Source organism: Streptomyces sp. SYSU D01066-1 (assembly GCF_054956795.1).
Map to the genome: position 1 here is coordinate 40,907 of NZ_JBUDHV010000042.1, position 22,638 is coordinate 63,544.

A 22,638-nucleotide genomic window follows, 5' to 3' on the forward strand; every position below is an offset into this window, starting at 1 on the left:
GCGCCCCGGCCCCGGCGTGGGGCGGGCGGGTTCGTGCCCGGCCCGGCACCCGGGTCGACGTCACCGTGGAGGCGGCCCCCGACGGCACCCGTCTGGTCCGGGTGCGGGACGACGGGCCCGGCATCCCGCCCGCCCTGCTCCCGTCCGTCTTCGAACGCTTCACCCGCGCCGACACCTCCCGCTCCCGCAAGCCGGGCGAGGGCGGCGGCTCCGGGCCGGGCCTGGCCATCGCCGCCGCGATCACCCGCGCGCACGGGGGCCGGGTCACCGTCGGGAGCGAGCCGGGCCGTACGGGGTTCACGGTGACGCTGCCGGGGACCACCGCGCTGTCAACTCCCTGTGAATATCAGGGAATTTAAGCCCGCTCTCAGCTCCGCCGACCAGGGTGGCGGTCAAGCGGCCGGCCGCAGGGGCGGGCCGGGACCGAAGGGAGTCAGCGACGATGACCGAGCTCGACAACGGGGAGCAGTCGCAGCGGGAGACGGGCCGCGGGGCCCACGCGGGCCGCCGTTCCTTCATGCGCAAGGTCTTCTTCGCATCCGGTGCCACGGCTGTCGCCACGATGGGCGGCGCCGGTGCCTGGACGGCTCTGGCCGACGACACCACCACGGCCGACGCCTCGGCCTCCCCCTCGCCCTCCGCCGCGCCGAGCGGCGCCCCCGGCGCGGGGGCGGGCGGCCCCGGCAACCAGACCATCACCGAGGACTTCTTCGGCCTGACCACCGACGGCAAGCGGATCGACGACCTGTACTCGATCCACTCCACCAAGGTCGCCACGGCCCCCGTCATCGCGGCGGCGGAAGCCTTCCTGGCCGGTCTGACCGACGACCAGCGGACGTCGACGCAGTTCACGGTCCACTCCACCGAGTGGCGGCTGTGGAGCAACGTCGACGCCTACGAGCGTCAGGGCGTCTCCCTCGCCGACCTGACCGACGCGCAGAAGGAGCTGGGCACCGCCCTGCTGAAGTCGGCCCTGAGCGCCGACGGCCTGGAGACGACGGAGAAGATCCGCCGGATCAACCAGGCGGCGGGCGAGGCGATCGGCCAGACCGACCGCTTCAACGAGGACGCCTACTACTGGACGGTGCTCGGCACCCCGTCGGCCACCGAGCCCTGGGGCTTCCAGTTCGACGGCCACCACCTGGTGATCAACTACTTCGTGCTGGGCGACCAGGTCGTCATGAGCCCCTGCTTCTGGGGTTCGGAGCCGACCGAGATGGAGATCGACGGGACGACCGTGAAGGTCTGCCACGAGGAGGTCGAGGCGAGCCTCGCCTTCATCAACTCCCTGACCGCCGCCCAGCGGAAGACCGCCGTCGCCTCCGACACCAAGTCGGCCGAGTCGATGAAGGCGGGCGCGTTCTCCGACAACGCGGTCCAGGCGTACGAGGGCCTGCGCTGCGACTCGCTGACCTCCGCCCAGCGCACCAGGCTCCTCGCCGTCGCCGGGGCGTTCGTCGACCGTGCCAAGGCGGACGCCGCGAAGGTCCGGATGGCCGAGATCACCCGGCACCTCGACGACACCTACGTCACCTGGGCCGGCGGCACCGCCGACGACTCGGCGTTCTACGTCCGCGTCCAGAGCCCCGTCGTCTGGATCGAGGTCGACTGCCAGGCCCCCGGCCCGCTGGCCGGCGCCTACGACTCCACCGCGGGCACCCCCACCCAGAAGCACGTCCACTCCATCATCCGCACGCCCAACGGCAACGACTACGGCCGCGAGCTGCTGCGCCAGCACTACCTGACGTCACCGCACCACCGCTGAGCCACCCGGTGGCGGCCCGCGGCAGGGCGGCGGGTCGCCACCGTCCGCCGGCCGGACGGTGCGCGAAGGCCGGCCGTACCGGCCGGGGCTCAGCGGCCGCAGAGCCGGGCGGCGCGGCCGAGGCCGAGGAGGACCGTCTCGCCGGTGGAGCCGTCGAGGCCGTCGTCGCCGGTGACGGCGTGGGCGCGGCCGTTCCCGGCGACGGTCAGGCCCTCCGGCTTCTCCTGGGTCCAGCCGTGCGTGGCCCGCAGGTCGGGCAGGACGTCGCGGGCGAGGGTCTCGGGGAGGACCGGGAGGGGGCCGGCGCGGCCGGGCGGACCGGTGGACAGCCGACGGAGATCAGCCGCGCCGGGGGAAACACCGGAAGGCCCTCGACCGGCCGCACGGCCCCTCCCCGGGCGTGACGGAAACTGTGCGCGTCCTGTGCGTTAACAGGGAATTGCGGAAGGGAAAATGCCGTCCGGTGGCCGAGAAAAGCCCTGGATAGGGGCCATTAATCCCTGCCGTCAATTCCTTCACTCCCGTTACGCTGACGGAGCCGTCGGGCCCGGGGAGGGGCTTGGCGGCGAACGTCATCGGCGTGAATCGGCAGTAGGAACAACGACTGCCGCGCCAATCCGTTTCACGAATGGTGGGGAATCGACTGTGCGACGCATGACCACTGTCCTTCTGTCCCTCAGCGCCCTGGCGGCGACCTCGGCGCTGGTCGCGCCCACCGCGGGCGCCGCCCCGGCCGCGGTGCCGGCCGGCTGGGAGAAGATAGACAACGCCGCCGAACTGGCGCAGATCACCGACGAGGCGGGTGACGCCCCGGCCGCGCGCGCCGCCGCCGCCGTGGAGCCCACCGAACTGGCCGTGGAATCGGTCAAGAACAACAAGTTCGTCTCCACCGAGAAGACGTACGCCGCTCCGAACACCGGTGCCCTGCGCGCCCGTTCCGACGTGTACGGCGGCTCCTGGGAGGGATTCACCTTCGAGTGGATCGGGGAGGACGGGACGTTCGCCATGAAGTCCCAGGCGAACGACCTCTACGTGGCCGTCGAGAAGAACTACACCGGCGCCTCGCAGAACCTGCTGCGGGCCCGCTCCACGACCGTGGCCGGCTGGGAGCGGTTCATCCTCTACTACAACGAGACGCTGGACCGCTACGCCATCCAGTCCGAGCTGAACGGTCTGTTCGTCGCCATGGAGAACAGCTACACCGGCACGCTCCAGTACGCCCTGCGCGCCCGCTCGGCCGACGTGTCCGGGTCGTGGGAGGAGTTCAACCTCTACACGCTCTGACCGTCCTCTCGGGGCACCGACCGTCCCCGCCCCCGCCACGGCCCCCGTGGCGGGGGCGGGGACGTCGTCATGCCCTCCCGTGCGCGGGCCGTCCGTCCTGTTCCTGCTGATGACCCTGGACGGCATCGGCGACGCGGTCCACGCGGGCCTGGACATCTCCCGCTGGAGCCTCCTCTCCTACGGCTCCTACGCGCTGCCCGCCTCGTTCGTGCTGGTCGACGTCCTGATCGGGGCCGTCATCACGTCCCTGGAGGAGGCCCGCGAGATGGACGGGCGGGACACGGCACCGCCGGAGCGGGAAGCCGCGGAACGGCAGCGGCTGCTGTTGCGCCGCGCGGAGGCGGCGCGGCGGGCGCCGGCGGAACTGGAGGAGGAACTGGGGCGGGAGGAGGCCGCTCAGTCGCCGGTGTCCGCCGCGTCCCCGGCCGGATCGGCGGGCGCTTCGGGGGTGCCGATCACATAGGTCCCCTTGGCGGGGAGCGTGGCGACCAGCCCGCGCCTGCGCAGCTCGACGACGGCCCGCCGCACGGTGCCGATGCTCACGCCGTACAGCCCGGTCATGGCCCGTTCGCCGGGCAGCGCCGCGCCTTGCGGCAGCTTGCCGGACGCGATCTCGGCGGCGATGGCGTCCGCCAGCTTCACGTATTCGTAGCGCGGGAGAGCAGTCATCCTTCCACCGTGCTGCACTGGTGTGCGTCACGCAGTATTAGAACGCGGCCTGACGCGTCGGGACGCGGCTATTTGCAGAGGGGTGCAGAGGGACGCAGTTGCGGGTATGGTCGTGCCAACAAGGACCCCGGCGGCCTGGCAGGGCCCCGGGGCACGGCCAACGCTTGATACAGGAGCGTCGACATGCACGACCTTATCCGTCGCCTCGCCCGAAGGCCGGGCCTTCTGCTCGGCCCGGGGACCGGACGTCGCCGCGCGGGCGCGCCCCGCCCTCGCCGTGTTCCCCCGGCGACCACACCCGCCCGCCTCGGTGTCCCCCTCCCCTTGCCCCGCTCCCCGTACTGCCACCACCTCCCCCTGGACGGCGACGGGACCCGCCTCGTCCGTCCCTACGTCACCGTCGGCGAGCGGGCGGTGGCGGCGTGAGCGGGGTCTCGGAACTGCGGCTGCTGCCCTGGTTGTCCGCCGACGGCAAACCCTGTTTCCTCGCCCCCGGCGACGACGGCGGGACCGTGTCGCGCCTCGCGGACGAGACCGAGGCCCGGCAGCTCGCCGTGGGCACGGACGTGCTCGGCACCGCTCGCCGGGTGCTGGGCGATCCCCTGTCGCCGAACGCCGAGGTGCGCTACGCCGCGATCCGGCTGACCGAGTGCCTGGCCGACGTACTGCGGGTGGCGCAGTCCCGTGGGCGGCGCCTGACGGGGGCGGGCGACGGCTAGCGCGGGACGGCGACGGCACGGCCCAGCGGCCGGTCAGTCCGCCGCCGGGTTCCGCGGGCTGCCCGCCCGCACGAACCCGTGGCTGCGCTCCACCTTCGCCACGTGCAGCGTGTACCGCTCGTACCACTCGGCCCGTCCGCGCCGCTGTGCCGCCCGGTGCTCGGCGTCGGTCCGCCACGCGGCGAGGGCCTCGGCGTCACGGAAGTAGCCGACGGTGATGCCCAGCCCGCCGGGGGTCTGCGCGTGGTCCATCCCCAGGTACCCGGGGATGTCCTTGACCAGCTCCTCCATGCGGGCGTTGGTCTCGCCGTAGCCGCCTTGGTCCTGGGTGCGCACCGTGGTGAACACGGCGACGTAGTACGGGGGTTCGTGGGCTTCGACGGGTGTGACGGGGGTCTTTGGGTGATCGCTCATGGCGTCACCGTAGGGCGCGGGCGCGCGGCGGGTCAGGCCCTTTTCCCGGCTGTTCCCGGCAGCGGTACCGCGAGGAGGGCCATGTGGAGCGGGGCGCGCTGATCCAGGCGTTCCTGGGGGCCGGTCCGTCCAACGGCCCCATCGACACCATCGACACCATGGTCCCCCGCACCGGCTCATCGACGGGGACCGGAGGTGCCGCGCCGCCGCGCCGCCCGGCGCAGCACCGGCGCCTCGACGGCGTAGTGGGACAGCAGGGCCAGTACGCCGGTGAGCAGGACCGTGGCCGCCAGGCGGCCCTCCGTCATGCCGAGGGAGGCCAGGAGGCGGACGACCGGGTAGTGCCAGAGGTAGAGGCCGTAGCTGAGGTTGCGGCCGGTCCAGGACAGGGGGGCCAGGGACAGCAGGCGGGCGAGGCGGCCGTCGCGGCGCAGTTCCAGGCCGGTGACGAGGGTGGCGCAGACGGCCGCCACGGCGAGGAGGCCGACGGTGTACCAGACGGCCGTCCAGACACCGGCGTCCTGGGTGACCGGCATCCGCCAGGCCGCGAGGAGGAGCAGTCCGAGGGCGGGCCAGGCCAGCCGGGCCGCCCAGGCGCGCAGCCGCGCCAGGCGGGGGTCGTCGGCGCGCAGCCGGGCCAGGAGTACGGCGACCAGGGCGCCGGCCAGGAGCTGGTCGGCGCGGGTGTCGGTGCCGTTGTAGAGGCGGTGCGCGGCGTCGGGGGCCCACAGGGCGCAGCGCCACAGGACCGGCAGCGCGCACAGGGCGGCCGTGCACAGCAGGACGGCGCGGGGGCGGAGCCGGTGCAGCAGGACGAGCAGGAGCGGGGGCCACAGGAGGTAGAACTGCTCCTCCACGCCGAGCGACCAGGTGTGGGCGAGGGGCGCGGTGAGGTCGGAGTAGGGGCCAAGTTCCCCGGCGCGTACGAGGTTGACGACGAACGCGGCGGCCAGACCGGCCGCCTGCCACGCGCCGTCGAAGGCCCACAGCGAGGTGGCCGCGCCCAGGAGCGCGCAGACCGCGCACATCGCCCACAGCGCGGGGACCAGGCGGGCCCAGCGGCGCCGGTAGAAGGCGAGCAGGGCGATCCGGCCGGTGCGGACGTGCTCGGCGAGCAGCAGCCGGGTGATGACGAAGCCGCTGATGGTGAAGAACAGGTCGACGGCGACCGAGCCGCCGGGCATGAGGTCCGGCTCGACGTGGTACACGAGGACCAGCGCGACGGCGAGGGTGCGCAGTCCGTCCAGTGCGTCGATCCGGCCCGGCCGCGCGAGCACCGACGGGAAGCCCCGGTGGCCCGGGTGAGAAGGTCTGCCGGAGGCGTCGTCCGCCTCCGTCTCCGGGGCGGTGGTGCGCGCGGTCGTCGAGTCCGGTGCCTCGGCCATGGACGGAGACGCTTCCCCTCTGCCGGCTTCACGAGCGGTGACCGGGGGCGCCTGCCCACAAAGCGTGGCCGTATGCCTCCCGCGTCCCCCGGGCGGCCGGGTCAGACGTTGCCGCCGAAGTTCATCCGCTCAGGGTCCTGGCCCGCGTCTTCTCAGTGCCAGGGCATCTGACGTGGAAAAACTACTTTCAGTGTTTCTCGGCGGTTGCCACCGTTTCCCGCCCTCATGTGCCCTGAGAGTGCCCTGTCGGTCCCGTCCGGCCCTGCGTGAAAGCGGCCCCCGACTGTGGGGGTGGGGTCGCGTCCCGCTCCGCGGTGTAGGGGGATCAAGCGTTGAAACCCGGGTGGTCTTCGTGAACTCAATGGTCAAAAAGCGCCTTGCTGGGACAAGTTGTACGGGACGCTGTCTCGGGCTCACTCCCCCGCCGACCGTCGGAGTCATGTACCCACCGCTGGATGACGTGAGCAGATGGGGAGCGAACGTCAGGAGGGTGCTCAAATGAGCAGGGAAAGGGCAGTGAGGCAGGAAGTGTTCACGTTTTTCGTGCGGGTGTTGTGTCCGGGGGTGACTACCGGGCTGCCTCGGAATCGTTGGGAAGCCCTGCGGGTTGGTCGGCCGGAGACGCTACCGCCTTCCTGAAGCATCTGCCGCCGTAGATGTAGAAAGAGCCCCGGTATCCACCCCGCAGGCGCGAGGAGATACCGGGGCCTGTTCGTGGCCGACAGAATCTGGGACACCGGGGCCACCAGGCCCGTGCCGGTCATCTTCGCCATTGAGGTCTTCTCGGCAACATGACAGTTGCGGTACGTGATGATGCTGGGCGGCGATGCGGACGACCCTGCCCGCCCTGCTCTGCACCGTCCCGTCCGCCCTGTCGACCATGACGATCGTCGGGGGTCGGCCCTGTCCTTCGGCCCGGGTGCCGACGGGTCGGCGTCCCTGGCGTCGGTCCCCATGGAAGCGAAGGTGCCTGGAAGGAAGTTCCGGATCGGCGGCGGGGCGGGCGCGCTGGTCGTGGGCGGCGGTGCGACCGCCCTTCTGTACCCCGGCGGCCTCGGTGAGGCGAGGCCGGTACGGGTGACCGGTGGTGTCTCGGCCTCGGTGTTCCGGGAGGTGAACGACGCGATGGCCGGCGGCCCGTCCTGGGCGGGCGCGCTCGCGGAGGGGGCCGGCGACGGTCTGCTGCTCGTCCTCGGGCTGCTGGCCGCGTACCTGGGCTGGACCGCGCTGCGCGCCCGTGACGTCCGTACGGCGGTGGGGACGGTCCTGGCCGTCGCCGGTACGGCGGTGGCGTACGCGGTCAGCGAGGCGCTGAAGCTGGTGGTGGACGAGGAACGGCCCTGCCGTGCCGTACCGGGTGCGGAGCCGGTCGCCGAGTGCCCCGGGGCGGGTGACTGGGCCTTCCCCAGCAACCACGCCACGCTGGCCGCCGGACTCGCCGCCGGCCTGGCCGTGCTCCGCCCCCGCCTGGCCGCCGTCACCCTGCCGCTCGCGGCGGCGGTGGCGGCGGCGCGGGTGGCGGCGGGCGCGCACTACCCGCACGACGTGGTGGCGGGCGCGGCGCTCGGGGCCGCGGTGGCGACGGCACTGGTGCTGGTGGGCGTCCGCCCGCGCCGCGACCGCGCTGCTCGGCGGCCGTACCGCGCCCGCGCTACGCGGCTCCCGTGCCCGGCCCGCTCCCAGCCGGCCCGCACCAGCGCGCGGTACTGGCGCCGGAACCGGCCGGCGCACCACGGCAGTACGCCCGCCCCGGCCAGGACGGCCACGAACCGGTCGCCGTGCGCGATCCACGACGGGACGGCACCCACCGCCGCCACGGCCGCGGCCACCGCGCCCGCCAGCACCCCGGCCGCCGCACGGGCGGTGCCCGCACGCGCGCCGCCCGCACCCGACAGCACCGCCGTCGCCACCGCCCACCACGGGCTCGCCGCGTCCAGCGGCACGGTGGCCGCCGCCACCACGAGCAGCGGTAGCTCCGGTCGGATCACTTTTCTCACGGGAGGTGACCTTAGGCAACCGGGCCGCGGCTGGACACCGCCGGAAGTAACGGCCGGACGACCGAGTTCAGGTCACCAGCCCATGCCGGTAGGCGTACACGACGGCCTGGACGCGGTCGCGCAGGCCCAGTTTGGTGAGGATGCGGGAGACGAACGTCTTGACGGTCTCCCGGCTGATCAGCAGCGCCGCGGCGATCTCGGTGTTGGACAGGCCGTCCGCGATCAGGCGCAGCACCTCCAGTTCCCGCGGCGTCAGCGGCACATCCGGATCCGCGCCCTGCTCGGCGGGGCGGATGCGGGTGGCGTACCGGCCCACCAGCCGCCGGGTCACCTCGGGGTCCAGCAGGGCCGCGCCCGTGGCGACGGTGCGGATGCCGTGCAGCAGCCGGTCGGGCGGCGCGTCCTTCAGCAGGAAGCCGCTGGCACCGGCGCGCAGGGCCTCGTAGACGTACGCGTCGAGGTTGAACGTCGTCACCACCAGGACCTTGACGGGGTGTGCCACCCCGGCGCCGGCCAGCAGCCGGGTGGCCTCGATGCCGTCGAGCCCCGGCATGCGGATGTCCATCACCACGACGTCCGGGCACAGCCGGCCGGCGAGGTCGACGGCGGCCTGCCCGTCGCCGCACTCCCCGGCCACCGAGAGGTCGGGCTGGGCGTCGATGATGGTGACCAGGCCGGTGCGGATCAGTACCTGGTCGTCGCAGACCAGGACCCGCGTCGGGGCCGCCGCCCCGGTGGCGGCCGGGGTGCTCACGACGGGCTCCCGGAAGGGATGCGGGCCCGCACCGTGAAGCCGCCGCCCGGCCGGCCGCCCGCGCTGAACTCGCCGCCCAGCACGTCGACCCGCTCCCGCAGTCCGGCCAGGCCCCGTCCGCTGCCGCCGGGGGACGCCGACCGGTCGCCCGCCCCCTCCGTGCTGACCTCCACGGTGATCTCCTTCTCGCCGTGGCGCACCGCGACCGAGGTGCGGATGCCGTGGGCGTACTTGAGCGCGTTCGTCAGGGCTTCCTGCACCACCCGGTAGGCCACCAGGTGGGCGCTGCCGGCCGACTCCGGCGCGGTGCCCTCCTCGGTGAACTCCACCGGCTGGCCCGCCCGGCGGGTCTGTTCGACCAGCGAGCCGAGGGTACCGACGTGCGGTGTCCGGTCCTCGGGCGAGCGGGTGCCGTGGTCGGGGTTGAGCAGGTCGAGCAGGTGCCGCAGGTCGCCGATGGCCTGCCGGCCGGTCTGCGACACGGCGGTCAGGGTCTGGTCGAGGCGGTCGGGCGCGGCGGTCAGATAGCGGGCCGCCTCGGCCTGCACGACCATCGCCGTCACATGGTGGGTCACCACGTCGTGCAACTCGCGGGCGATCCGGGTGCGTTCGGCGGTACGGGTCTCCTCGGCGACCCGGACGCGGCGTTCCGCCTCCGCGTGCCGGGCGGAGCGCAGCCACGAGCCCATGCCCCACATCAGGGCCGTCACCACGTAGAACGTGGCGTACTCACTGACCGCGTCGACCGACCCGAGGCGGGCGAGGGCGACGGACAGCGGTACGTACGCCACCGTGAGGGCCAGCGCGGTGATCCGCCGGTGCCGTTCGATCCGGGAGCCGGCGCCCAGCAGCGCGAAGGCGATCGCGGTGCCCGCCACGGAGTGGTAGCCGCGCAGCTGGTCGAGGGCGAAGCCCGTGGACGCCAGGGCCAGACAGGCCGTCGGCCGGCGCCGGCACACCGTCAGCGGGAGGCACTGCAGGGCGACGGCCGGCACCGCCAGCGCGTCGAAGGGCCGGTCCGCCACCCCGCCGAGCTGCGTGCCGTGGTGGTGCAGCGACGGCATGAACGAGGTGACCAGGAGCAGCGGGCCCAGCACGACGTACCAGGCGGTGACGTCGACGCCGCGCCACCGCCCGGCCGCGTGTCGCAGCCGGGCCGGTACGGCGTTCAGCAGTGCGCTCACCGGGCGAGCGTAGCGGTCGCGGCCGCGCGGTCGGCACGCCGCAGGGGAACCAGGTGGCCCCGGCGGCGGGCCAGCGCCATGAACACGATGGTGACCGCGGCGCCGAACACCACCGAGTACACGCTGCCCTCCGGGCCGAAGTCCCCGCCGGTGAGCGCCACCGGACCGGACATCGTGGAGTCGAGCAGGCCCTGCGGGGTGTCGTTGCCGGAGACCTCGGTGCTGAAGACGCCGGACGCGACGAAGTTCCAGCCGAAGTGCAGGCCGATGGGGACCCACAGCCGGCGGGTGGCGACGTAGGCGGCGGTGAGCATGCCGCCGGCCTCGATGGCGATGGCGACGGCGCCCCACACGGAGGCGTCCGGGTTGAGCAGGTGGGACGCGCCGAACAGCAGGCCGGTGAGGACCAGCGCGAGCCAGGTGCCGGTGAGCTTCTCGACGTGGCGGAACAGCACGCCGCGGTACAGCAGTTCCTCCGTCACGGCGGCGCCGGCCATGAAGCCGAGCAGCCCGACCGCGCCGGTCGGCGACCCGAGGCCGTCGACCTCGTAGTACCCGGCGGTGTAGAGGTTCGCGATGACGGCGCCGAAGACCGCGGCGCCGATCAGCAGGCCCCGCCCGAACGCGGGCGCGGCACCGTCCAGGGACACTTCGGCGCAGGGGCGGTGCTCGGTGCGGCGTACCACCCACCCGTAGAGGTACAGCCCGAGTGCGACGGTCACCGCTCCGGCGGCCAGTTGGAGCCAGGGGCTGTCCTCCACGGCTATGAGGGCCTGGCCCCCGGCCATCGAGATGACCACCACGGTCAGCAGCTGCCAGACGAACTTCATGAGAACTCTCCTTCGGGTGCGGGGGTGGTCAGCGCTGGTCGGCGGCGGCCTGGGGGGTGACGTTCCGGCCGGCCCCGACGGCGGGGCCGGGGCGGTCGGCGCGGGTGTGGTGGCCGCTCTCGGCGGCGGTGGCCGGCCCGCCCGTCGAGTGACCGGCCGGGGCGACCGGGCCGTCACCGGCCGCGGCACAGCACAGCGCGGCCGTCGCGGTTGCCTCGGGCGTGCGCGGCATGAGGAACTCCAGGAAGGACCGGGGGAGGAGGGGGTGGAAGCGGCCTCTCCGGTCTCCGGCGGCCACACCTGGAATCTAGGGAAACGGCGGCCCGGGATCGTCACCCCGTGGGGCGGACTTGCGTGTGGCTCACGTGGGGGACAGCAGGGGGGAGCCGACCACGGGGGAGGGGCCCGAACCGGTGACTCGGGCCGCTTTGGGGGAGTTCGGGGGGTTCCTCGGCTGGCTCCGGCGGTGCGGGTGGGGAGGCCAGGGTGGCGGGGAGGCCGCGAGCCCGTGGGCCCGTGGGCCGTGGGTCGGGGTCCGGGGTCCGGGGTTCTGGCGTCAAGGAACGGGTGGCCGCTAGTCGGTGGCCGGTGGCCGGTGGCCGGTGGCCGGTGGCGGACCGTCCGGCACCGGCCACCGGTCCGCGCGCCGGGGCGCGGACGCAGCCGTAGGCGCCGCAAGGGTCATGAGCACCGCAAGCGTCATAAGTGCCGTAAGCACCGTAAGGGAAGCGTCAAAGGTGTCCGCGCCGACGTAAGGGAGCTGTCAACGGCGGTACGGATCCGGCCACGGAGGGGCTTTCCTCGACACGGCAGGTTCTTCTCCGCACCTCACTAGGAGCTCGCGATGGCCGACGTGGCCTTCGTCGTCACCACGATCGCGGCGTTCGCGCTCGTGGCCCTCGTCGCCAAGGGGGTGACGAAGCTGTGACCGCCGAGAACGTCGTCGGCCTGGTCGTGGCCGTCTCCCTGCTCGGTTACCTCGTCCTCGCCCTCATCCACCCGGAGAGGTTCTGAGAGCGCCCCATGAGCCCCGTCCTCGCCGGCGTGCTCCAGTCGCTCGCGCTCGTCGCCGCGCTGGCGCTCGCCCACATCCCCCTCGGCGACCACATGGCCCGGGTCTACTCGTCCCCCAGGCACCTGCGGGCCGAGAAGTGGATCTACCGCGCCATCGGTGCCGACCCGGACACGCGGATGCGCTGGCCCGCGTATCTGCGCGGTGTCCTCGCCTTCTCCCTGGCCGGTGTCCTCTTCCTCTACCTGCTCCAGCGGCTCCAGGGCGTGCTGCCCGGCTCGCTGGACTTCGCGTCCGTCGACCCGGACCAGGCGTTCAACACCGCCGTCTCCTTCGTGACCAACACCAACTGGCAGTCGTACTACGGCGAACAGACCATGGGCCACGTCGTGCAGACCGCCGGTCTGGCCGTGCAGAACTTCGTCTCGGCGGCCGTCGGCATGGCCGTCGCCGTGGCCCTCGTACGCGGCTTCGTCCGCTCCGGTACCGGTGAGCTGGGCAACTTCTGGGCCGACCTGGTACGCGGAGTGGTCCGCGTCCTCGTACCACTCGCGGCCGTGGCCGCCGTGGTGCTGGTGGCGTGCGGCGTCATCCAGAACTTCTCCGGCATCCACGAGGCCGGCCGGTTCACCGGCGGCACGCAGCAGTGGAACGGCGGCGCGGTCGCCTCGCAGGAGGCCATCAAGGAGCTGGGCACCAACGGCGGCGGCTACTTCAACGCCAACAGCGCCCACCCCTACGAGAACCCCACCCCCTTCACCAACCTCTTCGAGATCTTCCTGCTCCTGCTGATCCCGGTCGCCCTGACCCGGACCTTCGGCGTCATGGCCGGCTCGGTGCGGCAGGGCTACGCGATCCTCGCGGCGATGGGCGCCATCTGGGCCGGCTTCGTCGCCCTGATGATGTGGACCGAGTCCGCCCACCAGGGCCCGGCGCTGGAGATCGCGGGCGGGGCGATGGAGGGCAAGGAAGTGCGCTTCGGCATCGTCGGCTCCTCACTCTTCGCGGTGTCCACCACCCTGACCTCCACCGGCGCCGTGAACTCCTTCCACTCGTCCTTCACCGGCCTCGGCGGCGGCATCACCCTGCTCGGCATGATGCTGGGCGAGATCGCCCCCGGCGGGGTCGGCTCCGGGCTGTACGGCATGCTGGTCATGGCGGTCATCGCGGTGTTCGTCGCCGGGCTCATGGTCGGGCGCACGCCGGAGTACCTGGGCCGGAAGATCGGCACCCGGGAGATCAAGTACGCCGCCTGCTACCTCCTCGTCACCCCCGCGCTGGTCCTGGTCGGCACCGCGCTGGCGGTCGCCCTGCCCACCCCGGGCGACTCGACGGCCAACAGCGGGGCGCACGGCTTCTCCGAGATCCTGTACGCCTACACCTCCGCGTCCAACAACAACGGCTCGGCCTTCGCCGGTCTGAACGCCGACACCCAGTGGTTCAACACCACCCTGGGCCTCGCCATGCTGCTGGGCCGCTTCCTGCCGATGGTGTTCGTCCTGGCGCTCGCGGGCTCGCTGGCCGGGCAGCGGCCGGTGCCGGCCACCGCGGGCACCCTGCGCACCGACAAGCCCCTGTTCACGGGGTTGCTGGTGGGCGCCGTCCTGATCGTCACCGGTCTGACCTACTTCCCGGCGCTGGCGCTGGGGCCGCTCGCCGAGGGGCTGGCGGCATGACCACCGACACACGGGAGTACGAGGACCCGATGTCCACCACCACCGAGACCCGGGCGCCGCACCGCGCCGCACCCGGCGGCCGTACGTCCGAGGGGGCCGGCCGCGCGGGCGCGGGCCTCTTCGGACCCGAGCACCTGCTCACCTCGCTGCCGGACGCCTTCCGCAAGCTCGACCCGCGGACGATGGTGAAGTCGCCGGTCATGTTCGTGGTCCTGGTCGGGGCCGTGCTGACCACGGCGTTCTCCGCCACCGACCCCGGCGACTGGTTCGGCTGGACCATCAGCGCCTGGCTCTGGCTGACCGTGCTCTTCGCCAACCTGGCGGAGGCGGTCGCCGAGGGCCGCGGCAAGGCGCAGGCCGACACCCTGCGCCGGGCCAGGACCGGCACGGTGGCCCGGCGGGTCGACGGCAGCACGGTCCCCGGCACCGACCTCGCCGTCGGTGACCTGGTCGTCTGCGAGGCCGGGGACGTCATACCCGGGGACGGCGACGTCGTCGAGGGCGTCGCGTCCGTCGACGAGTCGGCGATCACCGGAGAGTCGGCGCCCGTCATCCGCGAGTCCGGCGGCGACCGGTCCGCCGTCACCGGCGGCACCAAGGTGCTCTCCGACCGCATCGTCGTGCGGATCACCACCCGGCCCGGCGAGACCTTCATCGACCGGATGATCGGCCTGGTGGAGGGCGCCGCCCGGCAGAAGACGCCCAACGAGACCGCCCTGAACATCCTGCTGGCCTCGCTGACCGTCGTCTTCCTGCTGGCCTGCGCCACGCTCCCGCCCTTCGCGGCCCACGCGGGCACCGAACTGACGATGGTCGTGCTGGTCGCGCTGCTGGTCTGCCTGATCCCGACCACCATCGGCGCCCTGCTCTCCGCGATCGGCATCGCGGGCATGGACCGCCTGGTGCGGCGCAACGTGCTCGCGATGTCGGGCCGCGCGGTGGAGGCCGCCGGTGACGTCTCCACACTGCTGCTGGACAAGACCGGCACGATCACCCTGGGCGACCGGCGGGCCGCCGAGTTCGTGCCGGTGCGCGGGACGGCACAGGCGGAGGTGGCGGACGCCGCCCAGCTCTCCTCGCTGGCCGACGAGACGCCCGAGGGCCGGTCGATCGTCGTCCTCGCGAAGGAGGAGTACGGGCTGCGCGAACGCCACCAGGGGGAGCTGGCCGGCGCCGAGTGGATCAAGTTCACCGCGCGGACCCGGATGTCGGGCGTGGACGTGGACGGCCGCAAGGTCCGCAAGGGCGCGGCCGGTTCGGTCATCGCCTGGGTCGAGGAGCGCGGCGGCACGGTGGCCGAGGACGCGGAGGCGACCGTCGCCCGGATCTCCGAGGCGGGCGGCACCCCGCTGCCCGTCGCGGTCGAGGACGCCGACGGCGCCCGGGTGCTGGGCGTCGTGCACCTCAAGGACGTCGTCAAGGACGGCATGCGCGAGCGGTTCGACGAACTGCGCCGCATGGGCATCCGGACGGTGATGATCACGGGTGACAACCCGCTGACCGCGAAGGCCATCGCGGACGAGGCGGGCGTCGACGACTTCCTCGCCGAGGCCACCCCCGAGGACAAGATGGCCCTGATCGAACGGGAGCAGGCCGGCGGCAAGCTGGTCGCGATGACCGGCGACGGCACCAACGACGCGCCCGCGCTCGCGCAGGCCGACGTCGGCGTGGCCATGAACACCGGTACGTCGGCCGCCAAGGAGGCCGGCAACATGGTCGACCTCGACTCCGACCCGACCAAGCTGATCGAGATCGTCGAGATCGGCAAGCAGCTGCTGATCACCCGGGGCGCGCTGACCACGTTCTCCCTCGCCAACGACGTCGCCAAGTACTTCGCGATCATCCCGGCGCTGTTCGCGGCCGTCTACCCGGGCCTGGACAAGCTCAACGTCATGGGCCTGTCCTCGCCGAACTCCGCGATTCTGTCGGCGGTGATCTTCAACGCGCTGATCATCGTCGCCCTGGTGCCGCTCGCCCTCAGGGGAGTGCGCTACCGGCCGGCCGGCGCCGACCGGCTGCTCCGCCGCAACCTCGCCGTGTACGGGCTGGGCGGGCTCATCGCCCCGTTCGCCGGCATCAAGCTCATCGACCTGATCGTCTCGCTCGTCCCCGGGATCGGCTGAAGGATCGGCTGGAAGACATGAACACCTCCGTCACCACCACCGCCCGGCTGCTCGGGGCGGGCCTGCGCGCCCTCCTCGTGCTGACCGTGGTCACCGGCGTCGTCTACCCGCTGGTCGTCACCGGCATCGCCCAGGGCCTGTTCCCCGGCAGGGCGAACGGCTCCGAGACCGAGTCGGGCGGCCGGGTCGTCGGCTCGTCCCTGATCGGGCAGGCGTACACCCTGCCGCTGAGGGACGGTCAGGAGAAGCCGGAGCCCGACCTCAAGTGGTTCCAGGGCCGGCCGGCGGGCGGCCTGGGCACCAACAGCGTCAACACCCGGTACGAGCTGGTCCTCTCCGGTGCCACCAACCGCTCCGCCGACAACGCCGAACTGATCGCGTGGGTGAAGGCCGCCCGGGCCGCCGTCGTCGAGGACAACTCCGTACCCGGCCACACCGTCGACCCCGCCGACGTACCCGCCGACGCGGTCACCTCCTCCGGCTCCGGCCTGGACCCGCACATCTCCCCGGAGTACGCGGAGCTTCAAGCCCCCCGGGTCGCCGAGCGCAACGGGCTGTCCGTCGCCCGGGTCCGGGGCCTCGTCGACGCGCACACCGAGGGCCGCACCCTCGGCTTCCTGGGCGAGCCCCGGGTGAACGTGCTCGAACTGAACGCCGCGCTCAGGGAACTCGTGGCCCAGGAGTGACCGCCGGGGCGGTTCAGCGCACCGGGAAGCCGAAGGAGTACCCCTGCTCCTCGAGCCAGGGCAGGACGCGGCGCAGCGCCTCGACGGTCTGGGCGCGGTCGCCGCCGGCGTCGTGGAAGAGGAGCGTCGGCCCGTTGGAAAGCTGCTGCTCGACGGTGGCCACGATGGCGTCCGCGCCCGGCAGTTCCCAGTCCTTGGTGTCCACGTTCCAGCCCAGCGGACGCATGCCGCGGGAGGCGGCGAGCTCGCGGCTGTCGGGGGTGAAGGCGCCGCCGGGGGCGCGGTAGTACACCGGCCGTACACCCCCGGACGCCTCGGTGATCATGCGTTCGGCGTCGAGGATCTCCTTCGCCCGGTAGGCCGGGGTCTTCTGGTCCATGGCGGTGTCGTGCGACACCGTGTGGTCGCACAGCCGGTGCCCGTCCGCGACGACCTGCTTCACGAGGTCCGGGTAGGCCTCGGCCTGCGTGCCCACCATGCAGAACGTGGCCTTCACCCCGTACTGCCGCAGTACGTCGAGGACTTGGGGGGTCCACACCGGGTCCGGACCGTCGTCGATGGTGATGTTGACGCCGCGCGCCCCCGCGTCCGAGGCGTGCGCGATGGTCACCGAGACCGGCTTGAGGGCGGCCGGCGTGGCCGACGCGGTCGCCTTCGGGGAGGCGTTGCCCGCGGAGCCGGCCTGCGCGGTCCACACCGACGCGCCGACGGCGAGCAGCGTCACCCCGAGCGCTGTCCCGAAGACCTTGCCGTACCAGCTCCGCCCGCCGTTGTGCCGTGCCATGTCCGCCCCGCTCTCCCGTGGTGGTCGCCCGTCGATCCCCGGCCGTCCCGTGGTCACTTGGCAGGACGGGGGGAAGCGGCGACGGGATGCGTCCGTTACGGATCACGGACAGATCCGGTAGGGATCGCGGACACGACGGTGAGTGACCGGCCTTGTGAGGTGGGTCACCTCGCTGGTGGGGGCGCCTCTCTGGCGGGGTTGCGTTCCTGGCGGGGGCACGTTCCTGGCGGGGGTACGTCCCTGGAGGGGGCACCCTCCAGGCGGGGCCACACGCCCCTTTTCACGAACTCGCACACCGAAGACGCATTACCGGCCCGGCCCCCGAGGGATTCGCACGAGTGACCGGGTGGTGACGCTCGGTTCATCCGGAGTGTCCTCTTCGCGCCCCCGGCAGCTGTGGACGTCGCGTCCGAGTACCGCACGGTAGGTGGAGATGGTGCCCCCGCGCCGTGTGCCCGCCTGCACGGTCCCGCCGCGTGTTCGCCGGGCCCGGCCGGGGCGCGGGCCGGTCGGCTGGATGCTCCGGTGCGTGGCGTGTTTTGATCCCTGCGCCGCGAAGGACGGGCGGGGGTTCCGGGCCACCGGTCCGCGCGTCCACGGCACGACCCGCAGGCTGCCTCCAGCGGGGCCACCCCCCTGTGGATGACCCATACGAAGGGAAGTTTCATGATGAACTCCGCCCCTGGGATCGAGACCGCCGAGATCTCCGACGCCGACCTCGACAACGTCGCCGGCGGCCTGAACCCGCAGGTCGGCATCGCCGTCGGGACCGCGACCGTCGCCGACGCGGACGTCCTGGCGCAGGCCGGCGCCGCCAAGGACGAGGTGCTGGGCACCGTCGGCCAGTACAGCCACGTCTGCGTCAGCGCGTCCCTCTGACAGCACGGCGCATGGCGCACGGAACGGCCCGGCCCGGCTCCCGAGGAGCCGGGCCGGGCCGTTCCGTTCTTGTGGTGCCGGACCGATTTCGCTCGCGGCGCGGGCCGTTCGCCGCGGCGCGGTCCGTTTGCCCGCGGTACCGGACCGGTTCCCTGCTGCGTCGGCCGGTTCGAGGCCGGTCCTTCCGCACGGCCGTGACCACGGCCATGGACCCCGGTCACCGGTCCTGGCCGCCGGTCCCGGCCCCCGGCCCTCGGTCACTGGTCATGGACCTCGGCCTCCGGTCACCGGCCCCGGCCACCGGTCACTGGCCGTGGGCCCCGGCCACCGGCCGTGGGCCCCGGCCCCCATCCATCGGCCGTGGGCCCCGGTCACCGGTCCCGGCCCCGGCCATCGGCCGTGGGCCCCGGCCCCCATCCATCGGCCGTGGGCCCCGGCCACCGGCCACCGGCCACGCCCCCCAGCCACCGGCCCCGGTTCGGTGTTCACCGGACTCGCGCCGGGACCCGCACCGGCCCTCAGGCCGGCCCCGACCGGTTCCTGGCCTCGTCGGCGACCTGCCGGCTCGATTCGCGGGCCTGGCCGGTCACCCGGGCGGACTGGTCGCGCGCCTCGTCCTGAGTGGCGCGGGCGCCCTCCGCGGCGGTGTCCTTCACCTCCTGCGCCGCGCTCTGCGCGGCCTCCCTGGCGCCTTCCTTCAGGTGCTGCGCGGAGTCGGCGGCCGCCTGCTTCACCGGCTCCAGTGCCTCACCGCCCCGCTGCATCAGGTCACCGGCCTTCTCCCGTTCCACCTGGGACGCGGGCAGCATCGAGGACACCAGCACGCCGAGCCCGAAGGAGACCAGACCGGCGGCCAGCGGGCTGCCCTGGGTCCGGCGCATCGCCTGGTCGGGCGCCTGCCGTACCGCTTCCCCGGCCGTTCCGGCCGCCTCGCGTGCCGTGTCGGCCGCCTGGTGGGTGCCCTCCTGCAGCGAACCGGCCGCCGACTGGGCACTGCTCCTGACCCCGTGGGCGGTGGAGGAGGCGGACCCCATGACCCGCTCACGTACGCCCGAGACGGCGCCCCGCATCCTCCTGGCGCGGCGACGGACCACGCGTCGTGGGACGGCCCGGTCCGCGAGCTGGTCCACGTCCGCGGACAGCCGCTCCCGAGTGGCGTTGATCTCGGCCCTCATCTGGTCGGGTGACGTGCCCATTGCGCATTCTCCTTGATCGATTCGACGGTTCGCTCGGGCTTCGGTGCCACGGTGCGCATCCGTGCACGGCCCCGCTGGTACAGGACGGCCGCGGCCACGGCCCACACCGCTGCCACGATCAGGGCGGCCCAGCCCCCGTCCACCACGTTGGCCAGTCCCAGGACGGCGGCCAGCGACAGGAACAGCAGCACCATGTAGCCCGCGAATCCCGCGCCGCCGTACATGCCGGCGGCCTTGCCGGCCTTGGTCGCCTCCTGTCTGACCTCGGTCTTGGCCAGTTCGACTTCCTGGCGGAACAGGGTCTGGACGTCCGACGTCACGGCCGACAGCAGCTCGCCCACCGAGCTGTCCTCGCCGCGCGTCCTGACCCGGTCGGAGGAGGAGACGGTGGCCATCTCACACCTCCGGGTACGGGTGGCCCGGCGTACGGCGCGGAGGCGTGCCGGCGGACGGCGGCATCCCCGGCGTCGGCGCCTGCGTGGCGCCTGATGACACCTTCCGCGCGGCGTCCGACGCCGTACCCGACGCCGTACCCGACGCGGCACCCGGCGGCGGACCGGCCGGACGGACGGCGGACTCCTGCCCGTACTGCTGCCCGTACGGCTCTCCGTACGGCGTTCCGGTGAACCCCTGCTGTCCGTCCTGGGAGCCGGCCGACCGGTCCTGGTCCGCCTTGGCCCCCAGCTTCACCAGACGCCCGACGGCCAGCCCCGCCAGCAGCGTGCCGCCGAGGAAGGCGCCGGGACGACGACGGGCGAAGTCCTGCACCTCGGAGACGATCCCCTCGGCCCCTTGCCGCTCCAGGTAGTCGGCTGCCCGGCGTCCGCTGTCGGCGGCCCGGGCCGCGAGACTGCGGGCGGGTGAGTCGTTCCCGGCCTTCGCGGCCATTCCCGCCAGGTCGTCCGCCCAGTGGCGCAGGGTCCCGGCGGCCCGCTTGGCCTGCGCGTCGGCCTCGCCCCACGCACGGTCCCGCAGGTCGTGGGCGACCGCGCCCGCCTGCCGCTGTGCTTCCCCCGCCACCGCCCTGGCCTGCTCGGCGGCGGTACCCGCGACCTGGCCCGCGGCCTGTCTGGCCTGACCGGCCGTGGCCGACGCCTCCGCCTTGGCGGTCTCGCCGGTCTGCTGCAACTTCGTCGCGTTGCCTCGCGCTGCCTCACTCATCAGCCGCTCCTCCTCGACACAGGTTGACGCGTCGGTAAGCCGGTTTTATTGATGAGTGACTGTTTTACAGCTATTCACACATTTCTACGAGAGATTCTCCGCCCCGGGCCCGGTCGCCCGGGTTCAGTGGTGTCCGTGCAGCTCAGGAGCGGCCCGGGGGGCCGGTTCCCGCCGCGTGTTCTCCGGGCAGTCGGGGTTGCGGCAGTGGCCCGGCTTCCACAGGGGGACGTAGACCCCCATCGTCTTGTGCCGGGCGATCTCCGGGGGTACGTGGTGGTGGCAGGCCGGGCACACGTGCCCGGCCTGTGGCGCGTTCGCATGCTTGTTCCTACCCATAAGTCCAAGGTACGACGATTAACGAAAAATGAGATATTTTTTACGGTTCGTCGTGATGGTTCCCGTCCGTCGAGGCGTCCGCGCCGGACGGGCCGGACGGGCCGGAGGGGCCGGGGCGCCGGAGGCTCAGGACGACGGACACGGCCAGGATCGTGGCGATGACCGCCAGGCTGATGGGTGACGGGATCTCCGGGATGCTGCTGCTGAACAGCTTGTGGGACGCCTGGAGGATCAGCTTCACGCCGATGAGGGACAGGATCAGCGCGAGGCCCTTGCTGAGGTAGTGGAACCGGTCGAGCAGCCCGGCGAGCAGGAAGTACAGCGCCCGCAGCCCGAGGATGGCGAACGCGTTGCTGGTGTAGACGATGAAGGCGTCGTCGCTGACCGCGAGGACGGCGGGCACGCTGTCCACGGCGAAGACCAGGTCGGCCGCCTCGATCGCGGCCACGACGGCGAGCAGCGGGGTGGCGACCCGCTTGCCGGCCTCCTTCACGAAGAACCTCATCCCGGCGTACTCGTCCCGCACGGGCACCGCCTTGCGCAGCAGCCGCACGGCGATGCTCTTGCCCGGGTCGAAGCTCTCGTCCTCCCCCTTGAGGATCTTGTAGGTGCTGTAGAAGAGGATGGCCGCGAAGACGAAGAGCACCGCGGTGAACCGGCTGACCACAGCCACTCCGGCGGCCAGGAAGACGCCCCGGAACACCAGCGCGCCCATGACGCCGAAGAACAGCACGCGGTGCTGGTAGGCGCGCGGCACCTTGAAGTAGGCGAAGATCAGCGCGAAGACGAACAGGTTGTCCACCGACAGGCTCTTCTCCAGCAGCCACGCGGTGGTGTACTCCACGCCCGGTGTCGTGCCCAGCACCAGGAAGACGACCGCGCCGAAGACGAGGGCGAGGCCGATCCACACCGCGCTCCAGGCGGCGGCCTCCTTGAACCCGATGACGTGCGCCTTCCGGTGCGCCAGCAGGTCCACGGCCAGTGACACGACCACGGTGACGGCGAACACCGTCCACAGCCAGAACGGAACATCGAGCACGTCGGACCCCTCACGGGCGGGGGCGAAAACCGGCCTCTGCGAGAATTCTGACCCACCCGCCCCGCCCTGTCGCCCGCACCCGGGTCACCGCACCCGTGCCGGCCGGGCCGGTCCGCGCCGCGGGTACCGGCCCCGCGCTACCGGGCCAGCAGGGTGCTTGCCGCGCTCACGGTGCCGGTGACCAGGAGCAGGACCGAGGCGGCCGCGGCGTGCCGTCGCAGCAGGGTGCGGCGCAGGGTGGCGTAGCGCTCCTCGTACTCGCCGCGCAGTTCCTCGGCGCGGTTCACGGTGGCCCGCAGGAGGCTGCGGGTGAGGACGAGCCGCTGTTCGGTGTAGTGACGGGTGAGGTCCTGGGCCTGCGCGGTGGTCAGCCAGGGCAGGCGGTCGCAGAGGACCACGGCCTCCTGCCGTGCCCGCTCCCGCTCGGTGTGGGCCAGGAGGTAGCCCTCGACCTGGTGCGCCAGGGCCTCGGCTCGCGGGTCCGGTGAGGCGGCGGGCCGAGGCCGGTTCACGAGCGGTCGCTCTCGTGCCCCGGAGCGTCCAGGACGTCCCGCTTGCCGGTGTTCTCCTTCTGGTCGAACTGGGAGATGTCGGGATGGTGCAGGTCGAAGGCGGGGGACTCGGACCGGATCTTCGGCAGGGTGTAGAAGTTGTGCCGGGGTGGTGGGCAGGAGGTGGCCCACTCCAGGGAGCGTCCGTAGCCCCAGGGGTCGTCGACCTGGACTTTCTCGCCCCGCTGGGCGGT

At 72.9% G+C, this 22,638-nt stretch carries 23 protein-coding genes and 3 pseudogenes; 11 read left to right on the plus strand and 15 right to left on the minus strand.

All coding sequences use genetic code 11. The features are described 5' to 3' along the window. Positions 1 to 26: 26 nt before the first annotated feature. From ACY1JF_RS27885 to ACY1JF_RS27900, 4 genes and pseudogenes are all read left to right on the plus strand, one after another. A pseudogene (locus ACY1JF_RS27885) lies at positions 27 to 359 on the plus strand (ATP-binding protein); the annotation flags it as partial. Positions 360 to 442: 83 nt separating this feature from the next. Further along, the gene (locus ACY1JF_RS27890; RefSeq protein WP_462708034.1) at positions 443 to 1,765 is read left to right on the plus strand and encodes a DUF3500 domain-containing protein; all 1,323 of its coding nucleotides are present in this window, start codon (positions 443 to 445) and stop codon (positions 1,763 to 1,765) included. A gap of 654 nt (positions 1,766 to 2,419) precedes the next feature. After that, the gene (locus ACY1JF_RS27895; protein WP_462708035.1) at positions 2,420 to 3,049 is read left to right on the plus strand and encodes a fascin domain-containing protein; all 630 of its coding nucleotides are present in this window, start codon (positions 2,420 to 2,422) and stop codon (positions 3,047 to 3,049) included. 79 nt (positions 3,050 to 3,128) lie between these two features. After that, the gene (locus ACY1JF_RS27900) at positions 3,129 to 3,512 is read left to right on the plus strand and encodes a hypothetical protein (protein WP_462708036.1); all 384 of its coding nucleotides are present in this window, start codon (positions 3,129 to 3,131) and stop codon (positions 3,510 to 3,512) included. On the opposite strand, the gene ACY1JF_RS27905 is transcribed toward ACY1JF_RS27900, so the two are convergent. Beyond that, positions 3,446 to 3,718 (minus strand): winged helix-turn-helix domain-containing protein, encoded by a 273-nt coding sequence (locus tag ACY1JF_RS27905; protein ID WP_462708037.1) that lies wholly within the window; start codon positions 3,716 to 3,718, stop codon positions 3,446 to 3,448. The genes ACY1JF_RS27900 and ACY1JF_RS27905 overlap by 67 nt on opposite strands. Positions 3,719 to 4,140: 422 nt before the next feature. Here ACY1JF_RS27905 and ACY1JF_RS27910 point away from each other — a divergent pair, with 422 nt between their 5' ends. Next, entirely contained in the window at positions 4,141 to 4,437 is a 297-nt protein-coding gene (locus ACY1JF_RS27910) for a hypothetical protein (protein WP_462708038.1), read from the plus strand. Positions 4,438 to 4,470: 33 nt separating this feature from the next. Here ACY1JF_RS27910 and ACY1JF_RS27915 read toward each other — a convergent pair whose 3' ends face one another. Together ACY1JF_RS27915 and ACY1JF_RS27920 are read right to left on the minus strand one after the other, a co-directional pair. Further along, entirely contained in the window at positions 4,471 to 4,851 is a 381-nt protein-coding gene (locus tag ACY1JF_RS27915) for an antibiotic biosynthesis monooxygenase family protein (protein WP_462708039.1), read from the minus strand. A gap of 176 nt (positions 4,852 to 5,027) precedes the next feature. Beyond that, the gene (locus ACY1JF_RS27920; RefSeq protein WP_462708040.1) at positions 5,028 to 6,236 is read right to left on the minus strand and encodes an acyltransferase family protein; all 1,209 of its coding nucleotides are present in this window, start codon (positions 6,234 to 6,236) and stop codon (positions 5,028 to 5,030) included. Positions 6,237 to 7,190: 954 nt separating this feature from the next. Between ACY1JF_RS27920 and ACY1JF_RS27925 the strand changes: the two are divergent. Continuing rightward, positions 7,191 to 7,904, plus strand: a pseudogene (locus ACY1JF_RS27925) (phosphatase PAP2 family protein); the annotation flags it as partial. A gap of 396 nt (positions 7,905 to 8,300) precedes the next feature. Here the strand turns inward: ACY1JF_RS27925 and ACY1JF_RS27930 are convergent. The 4 genes from ACY1JF_RS27930 to ACY1JF_RS27945 are packed head-to-tail and all read right to left on the minus strand — an operon-like array spanning position 8,301 to position 11,299. Continuing rightward, entirely contained in the window at positions 8,301 to 8,987 is a 687-nt protein-coding gene (locus ACY1JF_RS27930) for a response regulator (protein ID WP_462708041.1), read from the minus strand. Then, positions 8,984 to 10,171, minus strand: a complete 1,188-nt coding sequence (locus ACY1JF_RS27935; RefSeq protein ID WP_462708042.1) for a sensor histidine kinase — start codon at positions 10,169 to 10,171, stop codon at positions 8,984 to 8,986. Before ACY1JF_RS27935 ends, ACY1JF_RS27930 begins: the two co-directional genes overlap by 4 nt. Next, entirely contained in the window at positions 10,168 to 11,001 is an 834-nt protein-coding gene (locus tag ACY1JF_RS27940; protein WP_462708043.1) for a lysostaphin resistance A-like protein, read from the minus strand. Before ACY1JF_RS27940 ends, ACY1JF_RS27935 begins: the two co-directional genes overlap by 4 nt. A 28-nt stretch (positions 11,002 to 11,029) precedes the next feature. After that, complete coding sequence (locus ACY1JF_RS27945) at positions 11,030 to 11,299, minus strand: hypothetical protein (protein ID WP_462708044.1); 270 nt, start codon at positions 11,297 to 11,299, stop codon at positions 11,030 to 11,032. A gap of 626 nt (positions 11,300 to 11,925) precedes the next feature. Between ACY1JF_RS27945 and kdpF the strand changes: the two genes are divergently transcribed. The 4 genes from kdpF to ACY1JF_RS27965 are packed head-to-tail and all read left to right on the plus strand — an operon-like array spanning position 11,926 to position 16,498. Beyond that, positions 11,926 to 12,015: a K(+)-transporting ATPase subunit F gene (gene kdpF, locus ACY1JF_RS27950; protein WP_462708045.1), complete on the plus strand. Its 90-nt coding sequence runs from the start codon at positions 11,926 to 11,928 to the stop codon at positions 12,013 to 12,015. Positions 12,016 to 12,024: 9 nt separating this feature from the next. Beyond that, on the plus strand, positions 12,025 to 13,689 hold the full coding sequence (gene kdpA / locus ACY1JF_RS27955) for a potassium-transporting ATPase subunit KdpA (RefSeq protein ID WP_462708046.1): 1,665 nt from the start codon (positions 12,025 to 12,027) through the stop codon (positions 13,687 to 13,689). Continuing rightward, positions 13,686 to 15,812 (plus strand): potassium-transporting ATPase subunit KdpB, encoded by a 2,127-nt coding sequence (kdpB, locus tag ACY1JF_RS27960; protein WP_462708047.1) that lies wholly within the window; start codon positions 13,686 to 13,688, stop codon positions 15,810 to 15,812. The genes kdpA and kdpB overlap by 4 nt, the downstream gene beginning before the upstream one ends. A 17-nt stretch (positions 15,813 to 15,829) precedes the next feature. Further along, positions 15,830 to 16,498, plus strand: coding sequence for a potassium-transporting ATPase subunit C (locus ACY1JF_RS27965; RefSeq protein ID WP_462708048.1), 669 nt, complete (start codon positions 15,830 to 15,832; stop codon positions 16,496 to 16,498). A 13-nt stretch (positions 16,499 to 16,511) separates the two neighbouring features. On the opposite strand, the gene ACY1JF_RS27970 is transcribed toward ACY1JF_RS27965, so the two are convergent. Next, a complete protein-coding gene (locus ACY1JF_RS27970; RefSeq protein WP_462708049.1) occupies positions 16,512 to 17,282 on the minus strand; it encodes a polysaccharide deacetylase family protein in 771 nt (256 codons plus the stop codon). A gap of 669 nt (positions 17,283 to 17,951) precedes the next feature. Between ACY1JF_RS27970 and ACY1JF_RS27975 the strand changes: the two genes are divergently transcribed. Beyond that, complete coding sequence (locus ACY1JF_RS27975) at positions 17,952 to 18,161, plus strand: hypothetical protein (protein ID WP_462708050.1); 210 nt, start codon at positions 17,952 to 17,954, stop codon at positions 18,159 to 18,161. A 518-nt stretch (positions 18,162 to 18,679) separates the two neighbouring features. Here the strand turns inward: ACY1JF_RS27975 and ACY1JF_RS27980 are convergent. The 7 genes and pseudogenes from ACY1JF_RS27980 to ACY1JF_RS28010 all read right to left on the minus strand — a co-directional run. Further along, a complete protein-coding gene (locus ACY1JF_RS27980) occupies positions 18,680 to 19,357 on the minus strand; it encodes a DUF3618 domain-containing protein (protein WP_462708051.1) in 678 nt (225 codons plus the stop codon). Next, the gene (locus ACY1JF_RS27985) at positions 19,333 to 19,752 is read right to left on the minus strand and encodes a phage holin family protein (protein WP_462708052.1); all 420 of its coding nucleotides are present in this window, start codon (positions 19,750 to 19,752) and stop codon (positions 19,333 to 19,335) included. Before ACY1JF_RS27985 ends, ACY1JF_RS27980 begins: the two co-directional genes overlap by 25 nt. 1 nt (position 19,753) lies before the next feature. Then, positions 19,754 to 20,518, minus strand: a complete 765-nt coding sequence (locus ACY1JF_RS27990) for an ATP synthase subunit B family protein (RefSeq protein WP_462708053.1) — start codon at positions 20,516 to 20,518, stop codon at positions 19,754 to 19,756. Positions 20,519 to 20,641: 123 nt separating this feature from the next. Continuing rightward, the gene (locus ACY1JF_RS27995; RefSeq protein ID WP_462708054.1) at positions 20,642 to 20,854 is read right to left on the minus strand and encodes a hypothetical protein; all 213 of its coding nucleotides are present in this window, start codon (positions 20,852 to 20,854) and stop codon (positions 20,642 to 20,644) included. 40 nt (positions 20,855 to 20,894) lie between these two features. Then, complete coding sequence (locus ACY1JF_RS28000; protein WP_462708055.1) at positions 20,895 to 21,893, minus strand: TerC family protein; 999 nt, start codon at positions 21,891 to 21,893, stop codon at positions 20,895 to 20,897. A gap of 137 nt (positions 21,894 to 22,030) precedes the next feature. Further along, positions 22,031 to 22,405 (minus strand): hypothetical protein, encoded by a 375-nt coding sequence (locus ACY1JF_RS28005; protein WP_462708056.1) that lies wholly within the window; start codon positions 22,403 to 22,405, stop codon positions 22,031 to 22,033. After that, positions 22,402 to 22,638, minus strand: a pseudogene (locus ACY1JF_RS28010) (aa3-type cytochrome oxidase subunit I); the annotation flags it as partial. The pseudogene ACY1JF_RS28010 and the gene ACY1JF_RS28005, both read right to left, overlap by 4 nt.

What these genes read in the sequence shown, in the direction of transcription:
- ACY1JF_RS27890 (WP_462708034.1), top strand. Translation starts at nt 443, where the DNA reads ATGACCGAGCTCGACAACGGGGAGCAGTCGCAGCGGGAGACGGGCCGC.
- ACY1JF_RS27895 (WP_462708035.1), top strand. Translation starts at nt 2,420, where the DNA reads ATGACCACTGTCCTTCTGTCCCTCAGCGCCCTGGCGGCGACCTCGGCG.
- ACY1JF_RS27905 (WP_462708037.1), bottom strand. Translation starts at nt 3,718, where the DNA reads ATGACTGCTCTCCCGCGCTACGAATACGTGAAGCTGGCGGACGCCATC.
- ACY1JF_RS27915 (WP_462708039.1), bottom strand. Translation starts at nt 4,851, where the DNA reads ATGAGCGATCACCCAAAGACCCCCGTCACACCCGTCGAAGCCCACGAA.
- ACY1JF_RS27920 (WP_462708040.1), bottom strand. Translation starts at nt 6,236, where the DNA reads ATGGCCGAGGCACCGGACTCGACGACCGCGCGCACCACCGCCCCGGAG.
- ACY1JF_RS27940 (WP_462708043.1), bottom strand. Translation starts at nt 11,001, where the DNA reads ATGAAGTTCGTCTGGCAGCTGCTGACCGTGGTGGTCATCTCGATGGCC.
- kdpA (WP_462708046.1), top strand. Translation starts at nt 12,025, where the DNA reads ATGAGCCCCGTCCTCGCCGGCGTGCTCCAGTCGCTCGCGCTCGTCGCC.
- kdpB (WP_462708047.1), top strand. Translation starts at nt 13,686, where the DNA reads ATGACCACCGACACACGGGAGTACGAGGACCCGATGTCCACCACCACC.
- ACY1JF_RS27965 (WP_462708048.1), top strand. Translation starts at nt 15,830, where the DNA reads ATGAACACCTCCGTCACCACCACCGCCCGGCTGCTCGGGGCGGGCCTG.
- ACY1JF_RS27970 (WP_462708049.1), bottom strand. Translation starts at nt 17,282, where the DNA reads ATGGCACGGCACAACGGCGGGCGGAGCTGGTACGGCAAGGTCTTCGGG.
- ACY1JF_RS27975 (WP_462708050.1), top strand. Translation starts at nt 17,952, where the DNA reads ATGAACTCCGCCCCTGGGATCGAGACCGCCGAGATCTCCGACGCCGAC.
- ACY1JF_RS27980 (WP_462708051.1), bottom strand. Translation starts at nt 19,357, where the DNA reads ATGGGCACGTCACCCGACCAGATGAGGGCCGAGATCAACGCCACTCGG.
- ACY1JF_RS27985 (WP_462708052.1), bottom strand. Translation starts at nt 19,752, where the DNA reads ATGGCCACCGTCTCCTCCTCCGACCGGGTCAGGACGCGCGGCGAGGAC.
- ACY1JF_RS27990 (WP_462708053.1), bottom strand. Translation starts at nt 20,518, where the DNA reads ATGAGTGAGGCAGCGCGAGGCAACGCGACGAAGTTGCAGCAGACCGGC.
- ACY1JF_RS27995 (WP_462708054.1), bottom strand. Translation starts at nt 20,854, where the DNA reads ATGGGTAGGAACAAGCATGCGAACGCGCCACAGGCCGGGCACGTGTGC.